General features: G+C 65.3%; 21 protein-coding genes. 12 read left to right on the top strand and 9 right to left on the bottom strand.

Features of this window, described 5'->3' with window-relative positions; all coding sequences use genetic code 11:
- Positions 1-43: 43 nt before the first annotated feature.
- The 6 genes from KY389_RS08250 to trpB all read left to right on the top strand — a co-directional run bounded on the left by KY389_RS08250 (position 44) and on the right by trpB (position 8,848).
- Positions 44-403, top strand: coding sequence for a helix-turn-helix domain-containing protein (locus tag KY389_RS08250; RefSeq protein ID WP_219830422.1), 360 nt, complete (start codon positions 44-46; stop codon positions 401-403).
- Between the two features lie 205 nt (positions 404-608).
- The gene (locus KY389_RS08255) at positions 609-1,400 is read left to right on the top strand and encodes an inositol monophosphatase family protein (protein WP_219830423.1); all 792 of its coding nucleotides are present in this window, start codon (positions 609-611) and stop codon (positions 1,398-1,400) included.
- Positions 1,401-1,426: 26 nt separating this feature from the next.
- On the top strand, positions 1,427-2,830 hold the full coding sequence (mgtE, locus tag KY389_RS08260; RefSeq protein ID WP_219830424.1) for a magnesium transporter: 1,404 nt from the start codon (positions 1,427-1,429) through the stop codon (positions 2,828-2,830).
- Entirely contained in the window at positions 2,827-3,381 is a 555-nt protein-coding gene (locus tag KY389_RS08265; RefSeq protein WP_219830425.1) for a 5-formyltetrahydrofolate cyclo-ligase, read from the top strand. The genes mgtE and KY389_RS08265 overlap by 4 nt, the downstream gene beginning before the upstream one ends.
- Positions 3,382-3,806: 425 nt before the next feature.
- Positions 3,807-7,388 carry a vitamin B12-dependent ribonucleotide reductase gene (locus KY389_RS08270; RefSeq protein ID WP_219830426.1) on the top strand — a complete coding sequence of 1,194 codons (3,582 nt, stop codon included), beginning with the start codon at positions 3,807-3,809 and terminating at the stop codon, positions 7,386-7,388.
- A gap of 233 nt (positions 7,389-7,621) precedes the next feature.
- The gene (gene trpB, locus KY389_RS08275) at positions 7,622-8,848 is read left to right on the top strand and encodes a tryptophan synthase subunit beta (protein ID WP_219830427.1); all 1,227 of its coding nucleotides are present in this window, start codon (positions 7,622-7,624) and stop codon (positions 8,846-8,848) included.
- A gap of 38 nt (positions 8,849-8,886) precedes the next feature.
- Here the strand turns inward: trpB and KY389_RS08280 are convergent, their stop codons facing one another.
- From KY389_RS08280 to tyrS, 4 genes are all read right to left on the bottom strand, one after another.
- Positions 8,887-9,498 carry a DUF4893 domain-containing protein gene (locus KY389_RS08280; protein ID WP_219830428.1) on the bottom strand — a complete coding sequence of 204 codons (612 nt, stop codon included), beginning with the start codon at positions 9,496-9,498 and terminating at the stop codon, positions 8,887-8,889.
- Positions 9,485-9,859 carry a DUF2237 family protein gene (locus tag KY389_RS08285; RefSeq protein WP_219830429.1) on the bottom strand — a complete coding sequence of 125 codons (375 nt, stop codon included), beginning with the start codon at positions 9,857-9,859 and terminating at the stop codon, positions 9,485-9,487. Before KY389_RS08285 ends, KY389_RS08280 begins: the two co-directional genes overlap by 14 nt.
- A gap of 142 nt (positions 9,860-10,001) precedes the next feature.
- Positions 10,002-10,157 carry a hypothetical protein gene (locus KY389_RS08290; protein WP_219830430.1) on the bottom strand — a complete coding sequence of 52 codons (156 nt, stop codon included), beginning with the start codon at positions 10,155-10,157 and terminating at the stop codon, positions 10,002-10,004.
- Between the two features lie 119 nt (positions 10,158-10,276).
- Positions 10,277-11,521, bottom strand: coding sequence for a tyrosine--tRNA ligase (gene tyrS, locus KY389_RS08295; protein ID WP_219830431.1), 1,245 nt, complete (start codon positions 11,519-11,521; stop codon positions 10,277-10,279).
- Between the two features lie 60 nt (positions 11,522-11,581).
- On the opposite strand from tyrS, the gene KY389_RS08300 reads away from it, so the two are divergent.
- From KY389_RS08300 to KY389_RS08320, 5 genes are all read left to right on the top strand, one after another.
- Positions 11,582-12,721 carry an anhydro-N-acetylmuramic acid kinase gene (locus tag KY389_RS08300; RefSeq protein WP_219830432.1) on the top strand — a complete coding sequence of 380 codons (1,140 nt, stop codon included), beginning with the start codon at positions 11,582-11,584 and terminating at the stop codon, positions 12,719-12,721.
- A gap of 119 nt (positions 12,722-12,840) precedes the next feature.
- Positions 12,841-13,404 (top strand): PRC-barrel domain-containing protein, encoded by a 564-nt coding sequence (locus KY389_RS08305; RefSeq protein ID WP_219830433.1) that lies wholly within the window; start codon positions 12,841-12,843, stop codon positions 13,402-13,404.
- Between the two features lie 239 nt (positions 13,405-13,643).
- Positions 13,644-14,198: a thioredoxin family protein gene (locus tag KY389_RS08310; protein ID WP_219830434.1), complete on the top strand. Its 555-nt coding sequence runs from the start codon at positions 13,644-13,646 to the stop codon at positions 14,196-14,198.
- On the top strand, positions 14,199-14,891 hold the full coding sequence (gene gph, locus KY389_RS08315; RefSeq protein ID WP_343222930.1) for a phosphoglycolate phosphatase: 693 nt from the start codon (positions 14,199-14,201) through the stop codon (positions 14,889-14,891).
- Positions 14,892-14,943: 52 nt separating this feature from the next.
- Positions 14,944-15,372 carry a protein tyrosine phosphatase family protein gene (locus tag KY389_RS08320; RefSeq protein WP_219830435.1) on the top strand — a complete coding sequence of 143 codons (429 nt, stop codon included), beginning with the start codon at positions 14,944-14,946 and terminating at the stop codon, positions 15,370-15,372.
- A gap of 50 nt (positions 15,373-15,422) precedes the next feature.
- On the opposite strand, the gene KY389_RS08325 is transcribed toward KY389_RS08320, so the two are convergent.
- The 5 genes from KY389_RS08325 to KY389_RS08345 form a co-directional block, all read right to left on the bottom strand.
- Positions 15,423-15,767 (bottom strand): arsenate reductase family protein, encoded by a 345-nt coding sequence (locus KY389_RS08325; RefSeq protein WP_246588030.1) that lies wholly within the window; start codon positions 15,765-15,767, stop codon positions 15,423-15,425.
- A 141-nt stretch (positions 15,768-15,908) separates the two neighbouring features.
- Entirely contained in the window at positions 15,909-17,213 is a 1,305-nt protein-coding gene (locus KY389_RS08330; RefSeq protein ID WP_219830436.1) for a DUF3422 family protein, read from the bottom strand.
- 70 nt (positions 17,214-17,283) lie between these two features.
- Positions 17,284-18,726 (bottom strand): NAD(P)(+) transhydrogenase (Re/Si-specific) subunit beta, encoded by a 1,443-nt coding sequence (locus tag KY389_RS08335; protein ID WP_219830437.1) that lies wholly within the window; start codon positions 18,724-18,726, stop codon positions 17,284-17,286.
- A gap of 9 nt (positions 18,727-18,735) precedes the next feature.
- Positions 18,736-20,310 (bottom strand): Re/Si-specific NAD(P)(+) transhydrogenase subunit alpha, encoded by a 1,575-nt coding sequence (locus KY389_RS08340; RefSeq protein ID WP_219830438.1) that lies wholly within the window; start codon positions 20,308-20,310, stop codon positions 18,736-18,738.
- Positions 20,311-20,539: 229 nt separating this feature from the next.
- Complete coding sequence (locus KY389_RS08345; RefSeq protein ID WP_219830465.1) at positions 20,540-21,022, bottom strand: hypothetical protein; 483 nt, start codon at positions 21,020-21,022, stop codon at positions 20,540-20,542.
- Between the two features lie 194 nt (positions 21,023-21,216).
- Between KY389_RS08345 and pepN the strand changes: the two genes are divergently transcribed.
- The gene (gene pepN / locus KY389_RS08350; RefSeq protein ID WP_219830439.1) at positions 21,217-23,805 is read left to right on the top strand and encodes an aminopeptidase N; all 2,589 of its coding nucleotides are present in this window, start codon (positions 21,217-21,219) and stop codon (positions 23,803-23,805) included.
- The last annotated feature ends 5 nt before the right edge of the window (positions 23,806-23,810 follow it).

The following is a 23,810-nucleotide window of genomic DNA, read 5'->3' on the forward strand; positions in this document are numbered from 1 at the left end:
GGGGCTGGATTAGTGCTTCCTCAGATTGAGTGGGGTGGTTGAAATGAAGCACGGTGTAGATGTTCATGTCGGCAAGCGCATCCGCCACCGCCGATGGATGATCGGAATGACCCAGCAACAGCTGGCGGACCGGGTCGGGATCAAGTTCCAGCAGATCCAGAAATACGAGACCGGGATGAACCGGGTTTCGGCCTCTCGGCTTTGGGATATTGCGCGCGCCCTGGACGTTCCCGTCAGTTTCTTCTTCGAAGGATTGCAGGACGGCGCGGCCTCGGATTTCGTCGAAGGCGACATCTTCGCCGACAGGGAGGCGCTGCAACTGGTGCGTGCCTATTATGCCATGCCCGAGGCGCAGCGCCGCCAGATCTTTGAACTGGCACGGGTTCTGTCCGCCGCCGCCTGACGCCCGTGACGCCTGAAGCGGGCATGAACATTCGTTGAACAGGGTTTGCGCGCCCGCCCGCAAGGTCCGGCGTGACAGCCACGTGACCACTGTCGATGACGGCTGGCCCCCTGCAGCGCGCCGCGTTAAATCTGTTGCGCCGGGAACGCGCCCCTGGGGCATGTCCGCGCATCAGGCCATGGCAACAGAGCAGGGGTCGCATATCATGGACAGCACCGAAATCAGGGCCGTGGCCCATGCAATGGCCGATGCCGCCCGGCTGGCGATCCTGCCCTTGTTCCGCCAGCCCGGCCTTGCCGCGGACAACAAGCGCTCCGAGGGCTATGATCCCGTAACCCTGGCCGATCGGGCCGCCGAACAGGCCATGCGCGAGCTTCTGGCCCGCCGCCGCCCACAGGATGCGATCCTGGGCGAGGAATTCGGCGCGCAGCAGGGCGAAAGCGGTCTGACCTGGGTGCTGGATCCGATCGACGGCACGCGCGCCTTTCTCTGCGGTGCGCCGTCCTGGGGGGTGCTGATCGGGCTGACCGGCCCCGCAGGCGTGATTTATGGCCTGATCGACCAGCCCTATACCGGCGAGCGGTTCGAGGGTGGTCTGGGCCATGCGCAGATGCAGGGCCCGCATGGGCGTGCCGCCTTGTCGGTGCGCCAGACGACCGGCCTGCGCGAGGCGCGGCTGATGACGACCTTCCCGGAAGTGGGCTCTCCGGCCGAGGCGGCTGCCTTCGCCCGTGTCGCATCCCGGGTGCAACTGACCCGCTATGGCCTGGATTGCTACGCCTATGCGCTGCTGGCCATGGGGCAGGTCGATCTGGTGATCGAGGCGGGGCTGCAATCCCACGACATCGTGGCGCCCATGGCCGTGATCCGCGCGGCGGGCGGCATCGTGACCGACTGGCAGGGCGGCGACCCGTCAGGCGGCGGACAGGTGGTCGCCGCTGCGACCCCGGCGCTGCATAGCGCCGCGTTGGACCTGCTGAACGCCGCGACAGGCTGATCCGAAACCCCAGACAGGAGCGTATCATGGCAGAACACAAGATCCAGAGCCTTGCGATCGAGCCCGAAGCCGAGCGCGAGGACGAGGATTTCGGCCCCAGCCGCGCCTGGCTGTCCCAGATCGACGCCGCCATCGAGCAGTCGGATGCCGATCTTCTGAACCGCCTGCTGGAGCCGGTGCACGGCGCCGATATCGCAGACATCATCGAACGCCTGCCGCCCGCACGCCGGCGCGCCTTTCTGGAGCTCTATTCCGGCGAGATCGACGGCGAGATCCTCTCCGAGATCGACGAATCGATCCGCGAGGAGGTCATCGACCTGCTGCCCCGCAGCGTCCTGGCCGAGGCCGTGCGCGAGATGGACAGCGACGATGTCGTGGACCTGATCGAGGACCTGGACGAGCCCGAGCGCGAACATATCCTTGCCGCGCTGGACGAAAGCGACCGCGCTGCCGTGCAGCAATCGTTGGCCTATCCGGAACATTCGGCAGGCCGCCTGATGCAGTCCGAGGTCGTGACAGCGCCGGAGCACTGGAATGTGGGCGAGATGATCGACTTCCTGCGCGCCGAGGAATGGCTGCCCGAGCAATTCTATCACATCGTCCTGGTCGATCCGCGCCGCCGTCCTGTCGGCTATGTCACGTTGGGCCGCCTTTTGGCCGCCAAGCGCGACGTGCCGCTGAAGAACCTGACCGAGGACAGTTTCCGCACGATCAGCGCCCTGGCCGATGAATCGGATGTGGCCTATCTGTTCAATCAGTATCATCTGATCTCGGCGCCCGTCGTGGACGAATCCGGTCGGCTGGTCGGTGTCATCACCATCGACGACGCGATGTCCGTTCTGGACGAGGAACACGAAGAGGACATGCTGCGCCTTGCCGGTGTGAACGATGAAAGCCGCGTCTCGGACGGGCCGCTTACAACGGCGCGTCTGCGCCTGCCCTGGCTCGTGGTGAACCTGTTCACAGCCTCGTTGTCGGCGGTGGTCATCAGCCGCTTCGAGGACACGATCACCGCGCTTGTCGCGCTGGCGGCGCTGATGCCCATTGTTGCTTCGACCGGAGGGATCGCAGGCACCCAGTCTCTGGCCGTTGCGGTGCGTGCCCTGGCCACGCGCGACCTCAACCGCGCCAATGCGCCGCGCGTGGTGCGGCGCGAATTGTTCGCGGGGATCCTGAACGGGCTTGGCCTTGCGCTGATCCTTGGCTTGGGGGGCACGCTGATCTTCGGGGACATCAAGCTGGGCATGGTGCTGGGCCTGGCCATGATCGCGAACCAGACCGTCGCGGCCCTTGGCGGCGTTCTGGTGCCGCTGACGCTTGACAAGCTGGGCCTGGACCCGGCGCTGGCCTCGGGGACGTTCGTCACGACATTGACGGATGTGATGGGGTTTTTCGCGTTTCTCGGGCTGGCAACGGTGATCCTGATATGATCGCCGACCCCAGGGCGGCCAAGGCCGATCTGCGCCGCGCGGCGCTGGCCGCACGGGCCGCGGGCGGGGATGGCGCAGCCCTGACGCGGCATCTTGTCGAGGTGCTTCTGCCCCACGAGGGGCAGGTTCTGGCGGGTTACTGGCCGATGCGAAACGAAGCCGACCCTCGGCCTGCGATGGCCGCACATCGCGGCCCGCTTTGCCTGCCGGTCGTGGCCGGGCGCGACCGACCGCTGGCGTTCCGGCTGTGGCAGGGCGAGTCCCTGCAGCCCGGTCCCTGGGGGACCAGCCATCCCGCTGATTCGGCGCCCGAAATGCGGCCCGATATCGTGATCGTGCCACTGGCGGGCTTTGATCGGGCGGGCAATCGGCTGGGCTATGGCGGCGGTTTCTACGACAGGACATTGGAAATGCTGCGCTCTGCGGGGTCGGTGCGGGCCATCGGCCTGGCCTTTGCCTGCCAGGAGCTGCCGAATATCCCCGCCGAAGCCTTCGACCAGCCCCTGGATCTGATCGTCACCGAAATGGGTCCACTGCAACCGAGGCGCTGATTTTTGCCCTGTGTTGCAGCTTTGCACCATCTGTGCGCAACCTGGGGACGACTTGCGGCAAGGCCTGTGGAAAACCTTGGGAATGTCACCGGCAAGACTCTGACGATGCCTGACTTTCCGCGCAACCGCCTGATCGCGGCAGATGCGGCGCGCGCGGATTGTGCGTGAATCGCGCAGCTTGGCAAGACCGTGCCTGTCAATCCTGCGTCGGCCTTCTGGCGTAAAAAATATCAGTTGAATTGCACGAAAACGCCCGGCAGGTTGTGGGCCATAGATGATGCACCACAAGATCTGGTGATGCCCGACAGGGAAGCCGGAGCCTCTTGAAAGCCGTATCTGACCGGGTTCCGCCCGGCCTGGCCGCCTTGGCGGGTGGATGGCTTCTGGCCTTGGGCGCATCGGCTGGAACAGGGCAGGGACCGGACATGAAGATCGAACGGCGCTTTACCACCGCAGAGGGCGGGGCCTATGGCGGGATCGCCTTTGCCACGACCACCAGCGAGATCCGCAATCCCGACGGCTCGGTCGTGTTCCGCAATGATCGCGTCGAGGTTCCCGCGGGCTGGAGCCAGGTCGCAAGTGATGTCATCGCGCAGAAATATTTCCGCAAGGCGGGCGTTCCGGCCCGGCTCAAGCCGGTGCGAGAAAAGGGCGTGCCGGATTTCTTGTGGCGCCATGTCGCCGACGAGGCGGCTCTGGCTGATCTGCCCGAGGATCAGCGTTACGGCGGCGAGACCAGCGCGGCGCAGGTCTTTGACCGCATGGCGGGGGCCTGGACCTATTGGGGCTGGAAGGGCGGCTATTTCTCGACCGAAGAGGATGCGCGCGCCTATATGGACGAAATGCGCCACATGCTGGCCCGCCAGATGGGCGCGCCGAACAGCCCGCAATGGTTCAACACCGGCCTGCACTGGGCCTACGGTATCGACGGGCCGGGGCAGGGGCATTTCTACGTGGACCACAAGGCCGGCAAGCTGGTCCGGTCCGACAGCGCCTATGAACATCCCCAGCCCCATGCCTGTTTCATCCAGTCGGTCAGCGACGATCTGGTGAACGAAGGCGGCATCATGGACCTTTGGGTCCGCGAGGCGCGCCTGTTCAAATACGGTTCGGGCACCGGCACGAACTTTTCCTCGTTGCGCGGCGAGGGGGAACGCCTTTCGGGCGGCGGCAAGTCCTCGGGGCTGATGGGCTTCCTGAAGATCGGGGACCGTGCGGCGGGGGCGATCAAGTCGGGCGGCACGACGCGGCGGGCGGCCAAGATGGTGATCTGCGACATGGATCACCCCGATATCGAGGCCTTCATCAACTGGAAGGTCATCGAGGAACAGAAGGTCGCCAGCCTCGTCGCGGGCTCGAAGCTGCACGAGCGCGAGCTGAACGCGATCTTCGCTGCCATCCGCGAGGGCGGGGGCGAGACCGACCCTTCGCTGAACCAGGCCCTGAAGGACGCGATCCGCAGCGCCAAGCGCGCAATGATCCCCGAAACCTACGTCAACCGCGTGCTGCAATACGCCAAGCAGGGCTTCGACAGCATCGAGTTCCCCACCTATGACACCGACTGGGATTCCGAAGCCTATACCAGCGTCTCGGGGCAGAACTCGAACAATTCGGTCCGCGTGACCGACGCCTTCCTGCGCGCCGTGCGCGAGGATGCGCCATGGGAGCTGGTGCGCCGCACCGACGGCAAGGTCGCCAAGACGGTCTCGGCCCGCGAGCTTTGGGACCAGATCGGCCATGCGGCCTGGGCCTGCGCCGATCCGGGCATCCAGTTTCACGACACCATCAATGCCTGGCATACCTGCCCCGAAGACGGACCGATCCGCGGCAGCAATCCCTGCAGCGAATACATGTTCCTGGACGATACGGCCTGCAACTTGGCCTCGATGAACCTGCTGACCTTCTGGTCGGGCGAGGGCTTCGATTCGGGGGCCTATGTCCATGCCGTGCGGCTGTGGACCTTGACGCTGGAAATCAGCGTCCTGATGGCCCAGTTCCCCAGCCGCGAGATTGCGCAGCGCAGCCATGATTTCCGCACGCTTGGCCTGGGTTACGCCAATATCGGCGGTCTGCTGATGCATATGGGGTTGGGTTATGACAGCGATCAGGGCCGTGCGCTCTGCGGGGCGCTGTCGGCGATCATGACCGGGGTGGCCTACACCACCAGCGCCGAGATGGCGGCCGAACTGGGGGCCTTTGCCGGCTATGCACGCAACCGCGAGCATATGCTGCGCGTGATCCGCAACCATCGCGCCGCAGCTTATGGACTGCCCTGCGAGGGCGTGAATGTAGCGCCCGTGCCCCTGGATGCAGCCAATTGCCCCGACCGTACGCTGGTCGCCCTGGCCCGCGAGGCCTGGGACGAGGCGCTGGCCCTGGGCGAGGCGCATGGGTATCGGAACGCGCAGACGACGGTCATCGCGCCGACCGGCACGATCGGTCTGGTCATGGATTGCGACACGACCGGAATCGAGCCCGACTTTGCGTTGGTCAAGTTCAAGAAGCTGGCGGGCGGCGGCTATTTCAAGATCATCAATCAGTCGGTGCCTGCCGCGCTTGAGACGCTTGGCTATGCCTCGGGTCAGATCGCCGAGATCGTGGCCCATGCCGTGGGTCATGGCACGCTCGGCAATTGCCCCGCCATCAACCACACCACGCTGGCCGGCCATGGCTTCGGTCCGGCCGAGATCGAGAAGATCGAGGCCGCTCTGCCCTCGGCCTTCGACATCCGGTTTGTCTTCAACCAATGGACGCTGGGCGAGGAATTCTGCCGCGGGACGCTTGGCATCCCCGACGACAAGCTGGCCGATCCCGGCTTTGACCTGTTGCGCCATCTGGGTTTCACCCGCGCCCAGATCGAGGCTGCGAACGATCATGTCTGCGGCACCATGACGCTGGAAGGCGCCCCGCATCTGAAACCCGCGCATCTGCCGGTCTTCGACTGCGCCAATCCCTGCGGCAAGAAGGGCAGCCGCTCTTTGTCGGTCGAAAGCCATATCCGCATGATGGCCGCCGCCCAGAGCTTCATCTCGGGCGCGATCAGCAAGACGATCAACATGCCTGCGTCCGCGACGATCGCCGATGCTCTGGCGGCTTATGAGCTCAGCCATTCCCTGGGGATCAAGGCCAACGCGCTTTACCGCGACGGGTCCAAGCTCAGCCAGCCTCTGGCCAGCGCCCTGATCGAGGATGACGACGAGGCCGAAGAGATCCTGACCCAGGGTTCGGCGCGCGACAAGGCGGGCGTTCTGGCCGAGAAGATCGTCGAGAAGGTCATCGTCCGCGAAATCGTCCGCAGCCACCGCGAAAAGCTGCCGCAGCGCCGCAAGGGCTATACCCAAAAGGCCATCGTCGGCGGGCACAAGGTCTATCTGCGCACCGGCGAATATGATGACGGCAAGCTGGGCGAGATCTTCATCGACATGCACAAGGAAGGCGCGGGCTTCCGGGCGATGATGAACAATTTCGCCATCGCGGTCTCGGTTGGCCTGCAATATGGTGTGCCGCTGGAGGAATTCGTGGACGCCTTCACCTTCACCCGGTTCGAGCCCGCGGGGATGGTGCAGGGCAATGACAGCATCAAGAATGCGACCTCGATCCTTGATTATGTCTTTCGCGAACTGGCCATCAGCTATCTGGACCGCACCGATCTGGCCCATGTCAAGCCGGAAGGCGCGCGGTTCGACGATATCGGTGGCGGCGAGGCTGAAGCCGCCAATATCGCCCCGGTCAGCGACCGGAGCGAGTTGAAATCACTGACAATGCTGAAGCAGATCAGCAGCGCGGGCTATCTGCGCAAGCGCCTGCCGCAGGATCTGATGGTGCTTCAGACCAGCAGCCTGGCCCAGAGCGCGACGCTGGAGGGCCCCGCCATCGACGCCCGCGCCCGCGCCCGGATGCAGGGCTACGAGGGCGACCCCTGCGGCGAATGCGGCAATTACACGCTGGTCCGGAACGGCACCTGCATGAAGTGCAATACCTGCGGCGGCACCAGCGGCTGCAGTTGATGGGGACACCGTCCCCGGCGACGGGGGCGGGGTGGCGGGGTGGCGGGGTGGCGGGCGAGATCGTCGCAGCAGCAAGCGCGCATCAAGACGCGCACCGGACTGGCCCGCCCCCTTTCTCGGGGGGCGGGTTTCCTGCCGCCTCCGGTCGGGCTTCACCAGCGGGCGGAATGCGGATAGAAGGATGGGGACGAGCCTGCTCGACCCCATCTGAGACAATCCAAAAGGCGCATTCCATGGCCGACGACCTGCCCAACAGCTTCATGCATGGCCCCGACGAACAGGGCCGCTTCGGCATCTATGGCGGCCGTTTCGTGTCGGAAACGCTGATGCCGCTGATCCTGGATCTTCAGGCCGAATACGAGCGCGCCAAGACCGACCCGGCCTTCTGGGCGCAGATGGACGATCTGTGGACGCATTATGTGGGCCGGCCGAGCCCGCTCTATTTCGCCGAGCGGCTGACGCGGCATCTGGGCGGCGCCAGGATCTACATGAAGCGCGACGAGCTGAACCATACCGGCGCGCACAAGATCAACAACGTGCTGGGCCAGATCCTGCTGGCGATCCGCATGGGCAAGACCCGCATCATCGCGGAAACCGGCGCGGGCCAGCATGGCGTGGCGACCGCGACCGTCTGCGCGCGGTTCGGGCTGAAATGCGTGGTCTATATGGGCGCCCATGATGTCGAGCGGCAGGCGCCCAACGTCTTCCGGATGCGCCTGCTGGGGGCCGAGGTCGTGCCCGTCACCAGCGGTCGCGGCACGCTGAAGGATGCGATGAACGACGCGCTGCGCGATTGGGTGACGAATGTGCGCGACACGTTCTACTGCATCGGCACGGTGGCCGGTCCGCATCCCTATCCGGCGATGGTGCGCGATTTCCAGTCGATCATCGGCAAGGAGGTCCGCGAACAGATCATGGCGCGCGAAGGGCGTCTGCCCGACACGCTGGTCGCGGCGATCGGCGGCGGCTCGAATGCGATGGGGCTGTTCTATCCCTTCCTCGACGACCCCTCGGTCGGCATCATCGGGGTCGAGGCCGGGGGTCGCGGCGTCGATGACCGGATGCAGCATTGCGCCAGCCTCTCGGGCGGGCGCGCGGGTGTTCTGCATGGGAACCGCACCTATCTGTTGCAGGATGATGACGGCCAGATCCTTGAAGGCCATTCGATCAGCGCGGGGCTGGATTATCCCGGGATCGGGCCGGAACATGCCTGGCTCAAGGATGTGGGTCGCGCAGAATATGTCAGCATCACTGATGACGAGGCTCTGGCCGCATTTCAGCTCTGCTGCGCGCAAGAGGGCATCATCCCTGCGCTGGAGCCCAGCCATGCCCTGGCCCATGTCATCAAGATCGCGCCAAGGCTGCCCGCCGATCATCTGATCGTGATGAACATGTGCGGACGCGGCGACAAGGACATCTTCACCGTCGCCAGGCATCTGGGCCACGATATCCGCACCTGAGCGGGATGCGCGGGCAGCGTCGGGCCGCCCGCCGCACCTCAGCGGCTGAGCAGCACGATATTCAGATCCGATTCCAGATGCGGCATCGGCAGGATGATGCGGGCGGCATTGCCGTCCACGATCTGGACCCGGCCGACCTCTGGCATGAATTGCGGCGTGGCACCGGGGTCGATTTCGGGCGGCAGGTCGGCATAATCGGGCGGCGTCTCACCCGCCACGAAGGCCGTGCCCAGATAGATCACCTCGCCATCGACAAGCCCGATCCGGCCCCTCATGCGCTGCGATCCGGTCAACTTCTCGAAACTGCCATCGGCCCCAACCCGGCAGCGGAAGGGCTGATAGGCGACCAGCGGCAGCCCGCCGCCCAGTTTCAGGACACGGCAGGACCAGTCCCCTTCGAGCATCAGTGCAGCGCCCAAGGGGGGTAGAGGCTCGCCCGCAAGGCCCGCGACCATCACGCCGACATCGCCCCCGTCGCCCGCCGCCAGCGCACCCATCAGCGCACGGCCCGCGGTTTCGTCGAAAAGCTCAAGCCGGGCGCGGTCATCGGGGCGGATCTCGTTCGACAGGTCGGCCAGTTCGATCGCATGGGCGGGCAGGGCGCCCAGAAGCGCGGCGGTAGCCAGAGCGGCCAGATCAGTTTTCTTCATTGATCGCATGTCTTTGCAACAATTCCAGCGGCAGGATGTCCAGCGCGCGGCGATGGGTGGATTCAAGAACGACCCTGGGCGCCGCGAATTCCTGCGCCGCCTGAAGGAAGCGCGAGGCGCAGAGGCACCAGCGATCCCCCGGCTTCAGGCCGGGAAACCCGTATTCGGGGCGCGGCGTCGAAAGGTCGTTGCCCAGGTAGGCAGACATGGCCAGGAACTCGGCCGTGACGATCACGCAGACCGTGTGGCTGCCGCGATCCTCGGGGCCGGTATCGCAGCACCCGTTGCGATAGAAACCCGTCAGCGGCGCGGTCGAGCAGGGCTGTAACCGGCCGCCCAGGACATTGATCGACGCTTCCATTACCCCCTCCTTCGGCCTCGGGCAAGATTAGCCAATGGCGCGCCCCGGGCCAAGGGAAAGCCGCATGATCCGCAAGGCTTTTGACAGGCATGGAAAAGGGGCCCGAAGGCCCCTTGGGGAAACGTGGTCGCAGGAGCCAGGCTCAGGCGGCGCGGCGGGCAGCGTCGAGTTCGCTGACAATCACGCGCGGCGCTTCCTGGCGGGTGAAGTAGCCATACATCTGGTCAAGGACGGCCTCGGCCTCGGCCGCGCGCTTGCGGTCGGCGATGCTGGTGGTCTTGCTGTCGAGCTTCGACATGGTTCTTCTCCGGGTTCGGGTCGTTCCCTCCCATGGCACTCAGATATTGACTGGCCGGTCGGAAAACCAGAGGCGAAAGCCCCCGCACAAGGCAGCCATGCGCCGGGTTCATGGGACGATCAGCCAATCCGCAGGATGCGGTGCTTCTTCTTGCCGATCGAGACCTTGAGCCCCTCACCGATCGCATCCGCATCCAGCATCCGTTGCGCGTCGGTGACGGGCTCGTTGTTCAGTCGCAGCCCGCCCTCGGCGATCAGGCGCTTGACCTCCTTGCCCGATGGCACCAGCCCCGACCGCACCAGCGCCTGCACGACCGACAACCCGCCCGACAACGCGGCCGCGTCGATCAGCGCGACCTCTAGATCGCCGCCCGCGCCGCCCTGCTCGAAGACCGCGCGCGCTGTTGCCTCGGCGCGCGCGGCGGCTTCTGGACCATGCAGCAGGGCCGTGACCTCGTTGGCAAGACGCACCTTGGCCAGGTTGATCTCGGACCCGCCAAGCGCGGCCAGACGGTCGCATTCGTCCAGCGGCAGCTCGGTATAGAGTTTCAGGAACCGGCCCACATCGGCATCGGTCGTGTTGCGCCAGAACTGCCAGAATTCATAGGGCGACAGCATATCGCCGTTCAGCCAGATCGCGCCGCCCGCCGACTTGCCCATCTTGCGCCCGTCGCTGGTCGTCAGCAACGGCGAGGTCAGCCCCCAGATCACCTTGTCGTCCACACGCCGCGTCAGGTCGATCCCGTTGACGATGTTGCCCCATTGATCCGACCCGCCCATCTGCAACTGGCAGCCATAGCGGCGGTTCAACTCAAGGAAATCATAGGCTTGCAGGATCATGTAGTTGAATTCCAGGAAGGACAGCGACTGCTCGCGATCCAGCCGGGATTTCACGGATTCGAAGGACAGCATCCGGTTGACGCTGAAATGACGCCCGATCTCGCGCAGAAAGGTCAGGTAGTTCAGGTCGTCCAGCCATTCGGCATTGTTCAGCATCGTCGCCGCGCCCGGACCGTAATCCAGGTAGCGGTCGAACACCTTCTGCATCCCGTCGATGTTGCGCTGGATCGCGGCATCGTCCAGAAGCGGCCGCTCGTCGCTGCGAAAGGACGGATCGCCTACCTTGGTCGTGCCACCGCCCATCAGCGTGATCGGGCGGTTGCCCGTTTTCTGAAAGATCCGCAGCATCATGATGTTCAGCAGATGGCCCACATGCAGGCTGGCCGCCGTCGCGTCATAGCCGATATAGGCCGTGACGGGGCCGGCCAGCAGCGCACGGTCCAGCCCCTCGTAATCGGTGCAGTCGGCGACATAGCCGCGCTCGATCAGCTGGGTGAGGAAATCGGACTTGGGCGCGTAGGTCATGGGCTGTTTCCTTCTGTCTGGCCGCGATATACCCGGCGGGCGGGCAAAGGAAAAGGCGCGATGATCCGGGTGTTGGGAATGATGTCGGGAACCTCGATGGACGGGGTGGATGCGGCGCTGATCGAGACCGACGGCATCCGCATCGGCGCCTTTGGCCGCAGCGCCTTTCGCGCGACCTCGGCCAACGAGGCGGCGGTGCTGCGAGCGGCCCTGGGCCGGTGGCCCGGCGATCCGGGCGTGGCCGAGGCCGCGCGCCTGTCCGAGGACGCCCATATCGCTCTGGCGTGCGATTTCCCCGAGGCCGAGCTGATCGGCTATCATGGCCAGACCCTGGCCCATGATCCGCGCGGACGCGGCACGCATCAGGCGGGGTCGGGGGTGCGGCTTGCGGCGCGGACCGGCCGACCGGTCGTGTGGGATTTCCGCACCGAGGATGTGCGGCAGGGTGGCGAAGGCGCGCCGCTGGCTCCGTTCTTTCACTGGGCCTGCGCGGTCTGGGCGCTTGAGCGCGGCCTGATCCAGCCCGCGCCGCTGGCCTTCCTGAACCTGGGTGGAGTGGGCAACATCACCTGGGTGGATCCGCTTGCCCCGGCACCCGAGGCGCCGGGCGCCTGTCTGGCCTTTGATACAGGCCCTGCAAATGCGCCGCTGAACGACCTCATGCAGACGCGGCGCGGGCTGGCGCTGGACCGCGACGGGGCGCTGGCCGGGGCAGGGCGCCCCGACCAGGTGGCTCTGGCCCGCTTTCTGGCCGATCCCTGGTTCGACAGGCCGCCCCCGAAATCGCTGGACCGCGACCATTTCGCCGCGTTGCCCGAATTGGTGGCCGCACTGCCGGACGCCGATGCGGCGGCCACGATGGTTGCAGCAATCGCAGCTTCGGTTCGGGCGGGCCTGCGCTGGTTGCCGTCAGTTCCGCAGGCCATGCTGGTCTGCGGCGGCGGCCGCCGGAACCCGGCCATCATGGCCGCCCTGGCGTCGGACATGCCCATTGCGGTCCTGCCGGTCGAAAGCGCGGGACTGGATGGCGACATGCTCGAGGCGCAGGCCTTCGGCTGGCTGGCGGTTCGGGTGCTGAGGGGCTTGCCGACATCGGGGCCGGATACCACGGCTGCACCCAGTCCCATCTGTGGCGGGCGCATCAGCCAACCGCGTGTAACGCAACCGCGCGTAACGGTAGCGACAAGTCATTGTTCCTGAAAGATCGTGATTTCCAGGGTTGATAAAGATCAGCGGAACAAGGCGCGTCCGGCTTCTGTTGTGGGGACAGCGCTGTGCAGATGCATGGCGAACACACGAAACAGACAGGAGCCAATCACATGAAGCGTTTCATGCTGACCGCCGCCGCAATCGCCCTGACAAGCCCCGCCTGGGCCCAGCAGGCGACGACGACCGAGGCCCCGGCCGAGACGATGCAGACCGCCCCGGCTCAGGATGGTGCGGGGATGACGCAGCCCGGGATGGAGATGGATCAGGCCCCCATGGACGGCGTGGCGACGCACCGCAGCAGCGCAGAACTGAGCGCCGCTCTAAGCGCCGAAAACCAGGGCATCACCGCGTCCTGGCTGACCGACCGCTCCGTCTATACGACGAACCAGCCTTCGACCACCCAGTGGAACGACATCGCGGGCGGCAATCGCCCGGATGACTGGAGCGACATCGGCTCGATTTCGGACCTCGTTCTGACGCAAGAGGGTGAACTGATTGGCTACGTCGCCGATATCGGTGGCTTCCTGGGCCTGGGGACGCATACGGTTCTGCTGGATCGTGACATGTTGCACCTGGTCCGCTTCGACGACGAGGTCGTAATGGCCACGAACTTCACCCAGGAAGAGCTTGAGGCGCTGCCCGAGTTCGATCCGAACAACGTGATGGCCGACTGACACGCCAGCACCGCAGGCGGCCCCGAAGCATCTCGCTTCGGGGCCTTCTTCTGTCTGCAGAACAGACAGCAATCTATCGACCCACAGCCAAGCCAGTCTGCCGCTGGCCGGAGGCGGTCTAGGATATAATCCGAATTATGTTATGAATAATTCGGCCAGTTCGGGGCAATCATCTCTCCGGCCTTGCCCTTCGCATGACGAGGCATCAGGATTGCGGCGATCCGGACGAAAGGTTGGCCATGGCAATTTCTGCACCTCCGTGCGACTTCGGCGCGACTTGGCACCCCTCTGAACTGCCGGGCACCGACGGGCGCATCTACAGCCTTGACGACATCAAGGGGCAGCGCGGCACGCTGGTCATGTTCATCTGCAACCATTGCCCTTATGTGCAATCCATCCTCGACCGGATCCTGCGCGACGCGGCCGCCTTGCAGCGGGCCGGAATCGGGGTCGTCGCGATTTCCTCCAATGACGCCGCAGCCTATCCCGAGGATGCCCCCGACCGCATGAAGCAGCTGGCCGAAGAGCGCGGCTTCACCTTTCCCTATCTGCATGACGAGACGCAGCAGGTTGCGCGCGCTTACGGCGCCGAATGCACGCCCGACTTCTTCGGCTACAACGCCGAGGGCAAGCTGCAATATCGCGGCAGGCTGGACGGCTCGGGCCGACAGCCTGCCGCGCCGGACGCAAGGCGCGAATTATCCGAGGCGATGATGCAGGTTGCGGAAACCGGAAATGGGACGCAAAATCAAATACCTTCAATAGGATGCTCGATCAAGTGGAAGGATTGCTGAATGATGCCTTGTCCCGTCATCTTCGATCTGGACGGCACCCTGATCGACAGCGCGGCCGATATTCATGCCTGCGTCAACGCTGTCCTTCGTGAGAACGGCGTTTCGCCATTATCCTTGCCTCGCGTGCGCAGCTTCATCGGCGGCGGCGTCGAAATCCTGTGGTCCCGCATCATCGCCGCCAGAGGGATCGAGCCGGCCCGTCGAAGCGATCTGGTGGCGGCGTTCATGGCGCGCTACCATCATGCGACCATTCTGACGCGGCTTTATCCCGGTGTGGTCGAGGCGCTGGCTGAACTTTCGGCAGCTGGTCATCCGCTTGGAATCTGCACGAACAAGCCCCTTGGCCCGACCCGCGCGGTGCTGGACCATTTCGGGCTGACGCCTCTGTTCCGGGCCGTGATCGGCGGCGATTCCCTGACTCGGAAGAAGCCCGACCCTGCGCCTCTGCGCGCTGCCTTCGCGGCCTTGGGGGCGCGAACCGGCGTCTTTGTCGGGGACAGCGAATTCGATGCGGACACCGCCGCTGCCATGGGTGTGCCCTTCCTGCTCTTTACCCAAGGCTACCGCCACAGCGCCGTGGATGATCTGGTCAGCCATGCGCATTTCAGCGATTTCGCAGCCCTGCCTGGTCTTGTGGCACAGTTCAAGGCTGAGACGGGCAATCATCGGCCTGCCCTGCCGCCCGTGTCTTGACACCGACCAGCGAAAGGGCTGAATCAGGCAGCAACAACAAGAGAGGTCAGCCATGGATCTGCGTCAACTCAGCCCGGACCTTGCCGTTTCGGACCAGATCCAGCCCGAGGAGGTCAGCGCCCTGGCGGCGGCGGGTTTCAAGGTTCTGATCAATAATCGTCCCGATCCCGAGGTCGGCCCGGACATGGACCACGAGACAATGGCCAAAGCTGCGGCCGATGCCGGGATGCGCTACCACTATCTGCCGTTCACGCCCGGAGAGATCACGCCGCAGTTGATTTCGGGTTTTGGTGCCGCGCTGGCCGATCCCGGGCCGACCATCGCCTATTGCCGCACAGGCAACCGTTCGACCGTGCTCTGGGCCCTGAATCAGGCGGGAAAGCGACCGGTCGGTGAGATTCTCAAGACTGCTGCGGATGCCGGCTATGATCTGACAGGCGTGCGCCCGCTGATCGAGTCTCTGGCGAGTCGCAAGGTCTGAACCGTCGCAGCACCCGTCCAGGCGGGACGCGACGGCCCAAACTCTGCGCGTCAGGCCGGAACCCCAAGCGCGCGTTTGACATTGGCCGTCCAGCCAAGCAGTCGATCGTCACCGGCACGGATCGCTGGGCGTTTCATCACGGAGGGTTTGGCCTCCAGCATCTCGACCAAATCGGCGCCGCGCTCTTCCTCGGACATGCCGCGCCAGGTCAGGCTGGCCCGGTTGATGATCTTGTCGCCGAAATCCGCGACCAGCGCCTCGCGTTCCTCCTTGGACAGCGGGTCTTTCTGAACGTCGCGAAAATCGACCTTCCAGCCGTTCTCCTCAAGGCCGGCAATCGCCTTCAGGCAGGTCGAACAATGCGAAAGGCCGAACATCGTCAGTGACTTTGACATGGATTCCTCGATCAGATGAAAGGAACGAACGGCACCCCGCAGGCGGCAAGGGTCAGCAGCAGGCACAGAGGCAGAATGCGGCGCATGAGGTTTCTCCGTGGGGTCGCGGGCACTATTGCCGCAGCGCGCCCCGCTCACAAGTCACATTTCGCCGTGCTCGCTTCGATGCAGCTTTTGTCGCACGCGTCTAATCCCGGCCCAGGCGACGACCAGCACCAGCGGCGTCAGAACCGCGATGGTGATTGCCTTGTCCAACCCAAGCGCCGAGGCCAACGGCGCCAGAGCATAGGACAGAAGGCCGATGGCGTAATAGCTGATCGCCACGACCGACAGGCCCTCGACCGTGTGCTGCAGCCGCAATTGCAGATCGGCGCGGCGGTCCATGCGCTCCATGATCTTCTGGTTCTGGGCCCGGCGCTCGACCTCGACCCGGGTGCGCAGCAATTCGCCGCTGCGGCTGGCGCGCGCCTGCATCTCGGCCAGCCTGGCCTCGGCCGATTGCGTGGTCCGCATGGCAGGCAGATAGCGGCGGCGCATGAACTCGGTCAGCATCTGCATCTGCATGAAGCGCGTCTCGCGCAGGACTTCGATCCGGTCGCTGACGATAGCCTGATAGGCACGGGTAGCACCAAAGCGGAAGCTGTGCTGCGCGGCTTGCGCCTCCAGTTCGGTGGCGATGGGCAGAAGATCGTGCAAGACCTCCTCGGCCGGGCGGGTATCGTCGGCCATGCTGGCGACCAGCGCCGACAGGCGGCTTTCCAGCGCGTTCAGCCGCGCCGTCAGCGAACGCGCCCGCGTCAGACCCAGCATCGAGGCCGCGCGGTAGGTCTCCAGCTCGACCAGGCGATGAACCAGCCGCCCGATCCGGCTTTCCGAGACGCCGGGTCGCACGAAGACGGCAAAGCGCATCCAGCCAGCAGGGTCGATGCGGAAATCGCTGGCGATCACGGCGGTTTCCTCCAGCACCCAGACTGCGGCGAGGCTGTCTGCCGAAAACCAATCCGATATCCGTCCAGGGATTTCGGTCGGATCTTCGGGCAAAAGATCGACCTGCACCATCACCGCCGCGATCCGCAGCCCAGGAGCCGCGCTCTGCCAGGCGTCGGGGAAAATCGCCGCTGCCGAGGGATCAAAGGGGCGGATCGGCAGGCCCGGCGTCATGGCCATGTAGGTCACGAATTCGGTATGGCTTTCCCATTTCAGTTCGTGCCGCCCCAGCCTGCCCTGATAATGGCTGTCCGAGGGGTCGGGCCGTGGCCCGCCATGACGCAAGACGATCTCGGCCAGATGGGCATGGTCCCGCGCACGGTCGCGGTTGGCAGCGTCCCCCGGTTCCTTGAAGGCCAGAAAGACCGCCGTGGCCGGTGCCGTCAGACGCGGCGAGGGCCGCGCGTGAAGCTCGTTGACCAATGCATAGCGCATCGGATGTTCGGCGGCCGGGTCCATGCGCCTCTCCTTGACCCCGTCTGGGACAGGGCCGCAAACGGCCCCTGCCCTGTCTTTGCGAATACGCCGATCACTCGATCAGAGGCAGAAGCCTGCTGATGCTGTCCTTGGCATCGCCATAGAACATTCGGGTGTTTTCCTTGTAGAACAAGGGATTCTCGATCCCCGAATAGCCGGTGCCCTGACCGCGCTTCGACACGAAGACCTGTTTGGCTTTCCAGACCTCCAGCACAGGCATCCCGGCAATGGGGCTGTTCGGATCGTCCTGCGCCGCCGGGTTCACAATGTCGTTCGAGCCGATGACGATCACCACGTCGGTCGAGGGGAAATCGTCGTTGATCTCGTCCATCTCCAGAACGATGTCATAGGGAACCTTCGCCTCGGCCAGCAGCACGTTCATGTGGCCGGGCAGACGGCCCGCGACGGGGTGGATGGCAAAGCGCACCTGCTTGCCGGCCGCGCGCAGCTTGCGCGTCAGCTCGCTGACCGCGCCTTGGGCCTGCGCCACGGCCATGCCGTAGCCCGGAACGATGACCACGCTGTCGGCGTCGTTCAGCGCCGCCGCCACGCCGGCCTCGTCGATGGCGATCTGCTCGCCCTCGATGGCCGCCGCGGGGCCCGTTTCACCGCCGAATCCGCCCAGGATCACGCTGACGAAATGGCGGTTCATCGCCTTGCACATGATGTAGCTGAGGATCGCGCCCGAGCTGCCCACCAGCGCGCCGGTGACGATCAGCAGGTCATTGCCAAGCGTGAAGCCGATCGCGGCCGCGGCCCAACCGGAATAGCTGTTCAGCATCGACACGACCACCGGCATGTCGGCGCCGCCGATGCCCATGATAAGGTGATAGCCGATGAAGAAGGCAAAGCCCGCAATCAGGATCAGCCACAGGATGCCGGGGCCGACGCCCGCAAGATAAAGCATCCCCAGCAGAACCGAGGCCGCCAGCGCGCCGGCGTTCAGCATGTGCCCGCCCGGCAGTTTCTTCGGCCTTCCGTCCACGCGGCCCGACAACTTGCCGAAAGCCACGACCGAGCCGGTGAAGGTCACGGCGCCAATGAAGACGCCCAGAAAGACCTCGATCTTGAGGGTGGTGATCTCGGCCGGCGTCTTGGTGGTCAGCACAGCGGCAAAGCCGGTAAAGTCAGTGACCAGCCCCTCGGCGCGGGCGCGCAGGACGCGCGCCAGTTCGATCTGGGCGTTGAAACCGACGAAGACGGCGGCAAGGCCCACCAGCGAATGCATCGCGGCGACCAGCTGCGGCATCTCGGTCATCTGGACGCGCTTGGCGATCAGCCAGCCTGCCGTGCCGCCAATGGCGATCATCACGGCCGAGAGGAACCAGTTCCCCGCACCCGGACCGAACAGGGTCGCCAGCACGGCCAGCGCCATGCCTGCAATGCCATACCAGATGGCGCGTTTCGCGCTTTCCTGCCCAGACAGGCCGCCAAGCGACAGGATGAACAGGACCGATGCAACCACATAGGCCGCCGTGGTGAATCCGTAAGCCATTCCTGCCCCTCACGATTTCTGGAACATGGCCAGCATCCGGCGCGTGACCAGGAAACCGCCGAAAATGTTGACACCCGCCATCAACACGGCCAAGGCCGCAAGGATCGTCACCCAGGCCGAGCCCGACCCGACCTGGATCAGCGCGCCCAGGATGATGATCGAACTGATCGCGTTGGTGATCGCCATAAGCGGCGTGTGCAGCGAATGCGCGACGTTCCAGATCACCCGGAAGCCCACGAAACAGGCCAGCACGAAGACGATGAAATGCGACATGAAGCTGACCGGTGCGACCAGGCCCACGGCCAGCAGCAGCAGTCCGCCCCCGACCAGCATCGCGACCTGCGATCGGGTCTCGGCCCTGAAGGCGGCAACCTCGGCGGCGCGCCGCTCCTCGGGGGTCGGCTCCTTCTTCTTTTCGCGGGGCTTGCGGGCTGCGATCGCGGCGACCTTCGGCGGTGGAGGCGGCCAGGTGATATCGTGATCATGCGTCACCGTCGCGCCGCGGATCACGTCGTCATCCATGTTGTGATGGATCACCCCGTCCTTGCCCGGTGTCAGATCGGACAGGAAATGGCGGATATTGTTGGCATAAAGTTCGCTGGCTTGCGTGGCCATGCGGCTTGGGAAATCCGTGTAGCCGATGATGACGACGCGGTTTTCGGTGACGATCCTCTCGTCGGCGACGGTCAGTTCGCAATTACCGCCCTTTTCGGCGGCGAGATCCACGATCACGCTGCCCGGCTTCATCGCGGCCACCATGTCGGCCGTCCACAGAACCGGAGCTTCGCGGCCCGGGATCAGCGCGGTGGTGATGACGATATCCATCTGCGGGGCCAGTTCGCGGAACCTGGCCAGTTGCTTTTCGCGGAATTCGGGGCTGGTAGGCGCAGCATAGCCGCCTGTGGCGGCGCCGTCCTGCGCGGGTTCGTCGAAGTCCAGATAGACGAATTCGGCGCCCATCGATTCGATCTGTTCGGCCACTTCGGGACGCACGTCGAAGGCATGGACCTGTGCGCCCAGGCTGACCGAAGCACCGATCGCGGCCAGCCCGGCCACGCCTGCCCCCACGACCAGCACACGCGCGGGCGGCACCTTGCCCGCTGCCGTCACCTGACCGGTGAAGAAGCGACCGAAATTGTTGGCGGCCTCGATCACGGCGCGGTAGCCCGCGATATTGGCCATCGAGGACAGCGCGTCCATCTTTTGTGCGCGGCTGATGCGCGGGACCATGTCCATGGCAATGGCGGTGACGCCCTGTTCCTTGGCCAACGCCAGCAATCCGGCGTTCTGAGCAGGATAGAAGAACGAAATCACCGTCTGCCCGGCGCGCATCTGGCGCAGTTCCTGTTCGGTCGGCTGGCGGACCTTGGCGATGACGTCGGCCTGCGCGATCAGTTCGGCCGCAGAAGGCAGAACGGTGACATTCGCCCGGCGGTAATCCTCGTCCGAAAAGCCTGCACGCGCGCCTGCCCCGGACTCGATCAGAACCTCATGCCCCAGTTTCCGGAGATGCCCCGCCGAAGCCGGGGTGATCGCCACCCGCGCCTCTCCCTCGAAGCCCTCTCTCAAAGCGCCAATCTTCATGGCCTTTTTGTCCCCCGCTCGGCTGATTGCGTCGGCCCATGCATAGCATCGCGCAATTTCAGTTCACAACCCTGCGAGATTGTGACGTGGGGCAAAAGCCCTGCCTTGGTCTCATGTCAGAAGATTACGCGCGTGGGCGGCAGGGCGCGCGCAAAGTTGCCCGAAACAGCAAACGACCCGGGCATGGCCCGGGCCGTTCATCGCGATCAATCGACCGGCAAGACCGCGGTCAGTTTGCCGGGGCCGGGGTGGTCGTTTCGGCCTCGTCATCCGCCGCCGGAGCGGTCGGAGCAGGCGCGACAGGGGCCGGAGCGGTCTCGGCAGGTGCGGTCTCCGCGGGGGTGGTGTCTGCCGGAGCCGGGGCGGCAGGCTCAGCCGGAGCGGACTCATCGGCCGGAGCGGGCTCTTCCACCGGAGCCGGCGCGACCGGAGCGGGTTCGGCGGGCGCAGGCTCTTCCACCACAACGGGTTCTTCGGCAGCGGGCTCCCCCGGCGCTTCCTCGGTGGTCACGACCGTGGTCGTGTCGCCGTTCACCACCACAGTGTCATCGGTCATGAAACGCTGCAGGACAAAATAGGCCAGGGCCAGCGCAAGAAGCACGCCGATGATCAGCGGCAGCGCCGAGGACCGACGCTCGACCGGCTCGACATAGGTTTCGCGCGGCTCGATGCCGGGCTGCGGGCGGTTCGGATCGTTCGGGTCATGGCTCATGTCGAAGCCTCCTCTGTCTGAATCTCGTTGCACCATTGCAGGTGAACGCCCTGTGGTTGACAAGGCCAGCGGTGTCAATCACTTCGTCGCCCGCCTTGCGGCATATCGCTGCTGTGGATAACAGGGTCCGGGCCATGCCGGTTCCCCGGGCCGGCGCGAAAACTCTCCCAGGCCCCAAGGAAAGGGACTTTCCGATGAATGCAACCGCGCAAGACCGCACCGTGACGCTTCTGGCCGATTACCGACCCTATCCGTTCAACCTGACCGAGACGCGACTGGACGTGACGCTGTTGCCCGATGCGACGCGGGTGCGTGCGGCCATCGACATGGCTGCCGTGCCGGGATGCGAGGGGTCTGATCTGGTTCTGGACGGCGGCAAGGGGCTGGACCTGCGTTCGGTCGCCCTGAACGGCACAGCCATCGACCCGGCCCATCTGCGCCGCGACAACGAGACCCTGACCATCGCGGCCGCCGCCCTGCCCTCGGGCCGCTTCACACTCCAGACCGAGGTCGTCATCGACCCGGAGGCGAACACGTCGTGCGAGGGGCTCTATCTGTCGGGCGGCATCTTCTGCACCCAATGCGAGGCCGAGGGCTTCCGCCACATCACCTTTTATCCCGACCGCCCCGACGTGATGACGACGTTCCGCGTCACCCTGCGCGGCGATCTGCCGGTGCTTCTGTCGAACGGCAACCCGATCCGGCAAGAGCCGGGCCTGGCCGAATGGCACGATCCCTGGCCCAAGCCCAGCTATCTGTTCGCGCTGGTCGCGGGCGATCTGGTCGCGGTCCCGGGGCGCTTCACCACCCGGTCGGGGCGCGAGGTCGTGCTGAATGTCTGGGTGCGTCCGGGCGATCAGGATCGCGCGGGATTTGCGCTGGAATCGCTGGTCAGGGCGATGGAATGGGATGAAAGGGTCTATGGCCGCGAATATGACCTGGATGTGTTCAACATCGTCGCGGTCGATGATTTCAACATGGGTGCCATGGAAAACAAGGGGTTGAACATCTTCAACTCGAAACTGGTCCTGGCCTCGCCGGAAACCGCGACCGACGCCGATTACGAACGCATCGAGGCCGTGATCGCGCATGAATATTTCCACAACTGGACCGGCAACCGCATCACCTGCCGTGACTGGTTCCAGCTCTGCCTCAAGGAGGGGCTGACCGTCTATCGCGACCAGCAATTCACCAGCGACCTGCGTTCGGCCGCAGTGAAACGGATCGAGGATGTCCAGGCCCTGCGCGCCCGCCAGTTCCGCGAGGATCAGGGCCCGCTGGCCCATCCCCCGCGGCCCGACCGCTACGAAGAAATCAACAATTTCTACACCGCCACCGTCTATGAAAAAGGCGCCGAGGTGATCGGCATGTTGCGCCTTCTGGTGGGAGACGAAGGCTATGCCCGCGCGCTGGATCTCTATTTCGACCGCCATGACGGCCAAGCCGCGACGATCGAGGATTGGCTGGCCGTGTTCCAGGATGCAACCGGGCGCGACCTGACCCAGTTCAAGCGCTGGTATACCGATGCCGGAACGCCGATCCTGACGATGGAAGAGCATTGGCAGGATGGCACCCTGACGCTGGATTTCGCGCAAGAGACGCCGCCCACGCCGGGCCAGCCCGACAAGCCCGCCCGCGTCATTCCCGTGGCGGTTGGCCTGATCGGCCCGGACGGCACCGAGCTGATGCCGACCCGCGTGCTGGAAGTGACCGAACCCCGGCAGAGCTTCACCTTCGTGGACTTGCCCGCGCGGCCGGTCGTCTCGGCCCTGCGCGGCTTTTCGGCGCCCGTGGTGCTGCGGCGGCAGATGGATGACGCGACGCGCGCCTTTCTGCTGGCCCATGACAGTGACCCATTCGCCCGGTGGGAGGCCGGCCACGAACTGGCCATGGCTGCCCTTCTGCGCGCAGCGTCCGGGGCCGCCGTCGAGGACGCCGCGCTGATCGGGGCGATGGGCCGCATCCTGGCAGACGACAGCGTTGATCCCGCCTTGCGCGCGCTTTGCCTGCATCTGCCGGCCGAGGAAGAGATCGCGGCAAGACTGGCCATGGACGGAATGACACCCGACCCCGACGCGATCCATGCCGCGCGCGAGGAACTGGCCCGGAATCTGGCACAGTCCCATGCGGCGCTGCTGGCCGGACTATTTGACCAGATGGCGGTCGTTGGCCCCTATCGCCCCGATGCCGCCGACGCGGCGCGGCGTTCGCTGCGGCTTGCGGTCATGGGGCTGCTGTCGCGGATCGACCGCGGCGCGCGGGCGCAGGCCCTGTTCGATGCGGCGGACAACATGACCGAGCGGATGAGCGCGCTGTCGATCCTGGTGCGGCTTGGGCAGGCCGGCCCTGCCTTGCGCGCCATGCAGGCAAGATTCGCAGCCGACAGATTGGTCATGGACAAATGGTTCAGCGTGCAGGTCATGGCCGCGCCTCCCGCCGATGCGGCGCGCATTGCCCGCGATCTGGCCACGCTGCCTGCCTTCGACTGGCGCAACCCGAACCGCTTTCGCGCGCTTCTGGGCGGGCTGGCGGCGAATCACGCAGGCTTTCACGCCGCCGATGGGTCGGGCTATCGCTTCCATGCCGAATGGCTGATACGGATGGATTCGGTCAATCCGCAGATCGCGGCGCGCATGTCCACCGCCTTCGAGACCTGGCCGCGCTATGATGCGGGGCGCCGGGCCCATGCATTGGCGGCGCTGGAGCAGATCGCCGCGAAAAAGGGCCTGAGCCGCAACAGCCGAGAGATGGTCGCGCGCATGATCGCCGCCGGGCAGTCGTAAGACAA

Origin of the sequence: Paracoccus bogoriensis (assembly GCF_019431455.1) — a bacterium.
In the GTDB taxonomy this organism is placed as follows: Bacteria; Pseudomonadota; Alphaproteobacteria; order Rhodobacterales; family Rhodobacteraceae; genus Paracoccus; species Paracoccus bogoriensis.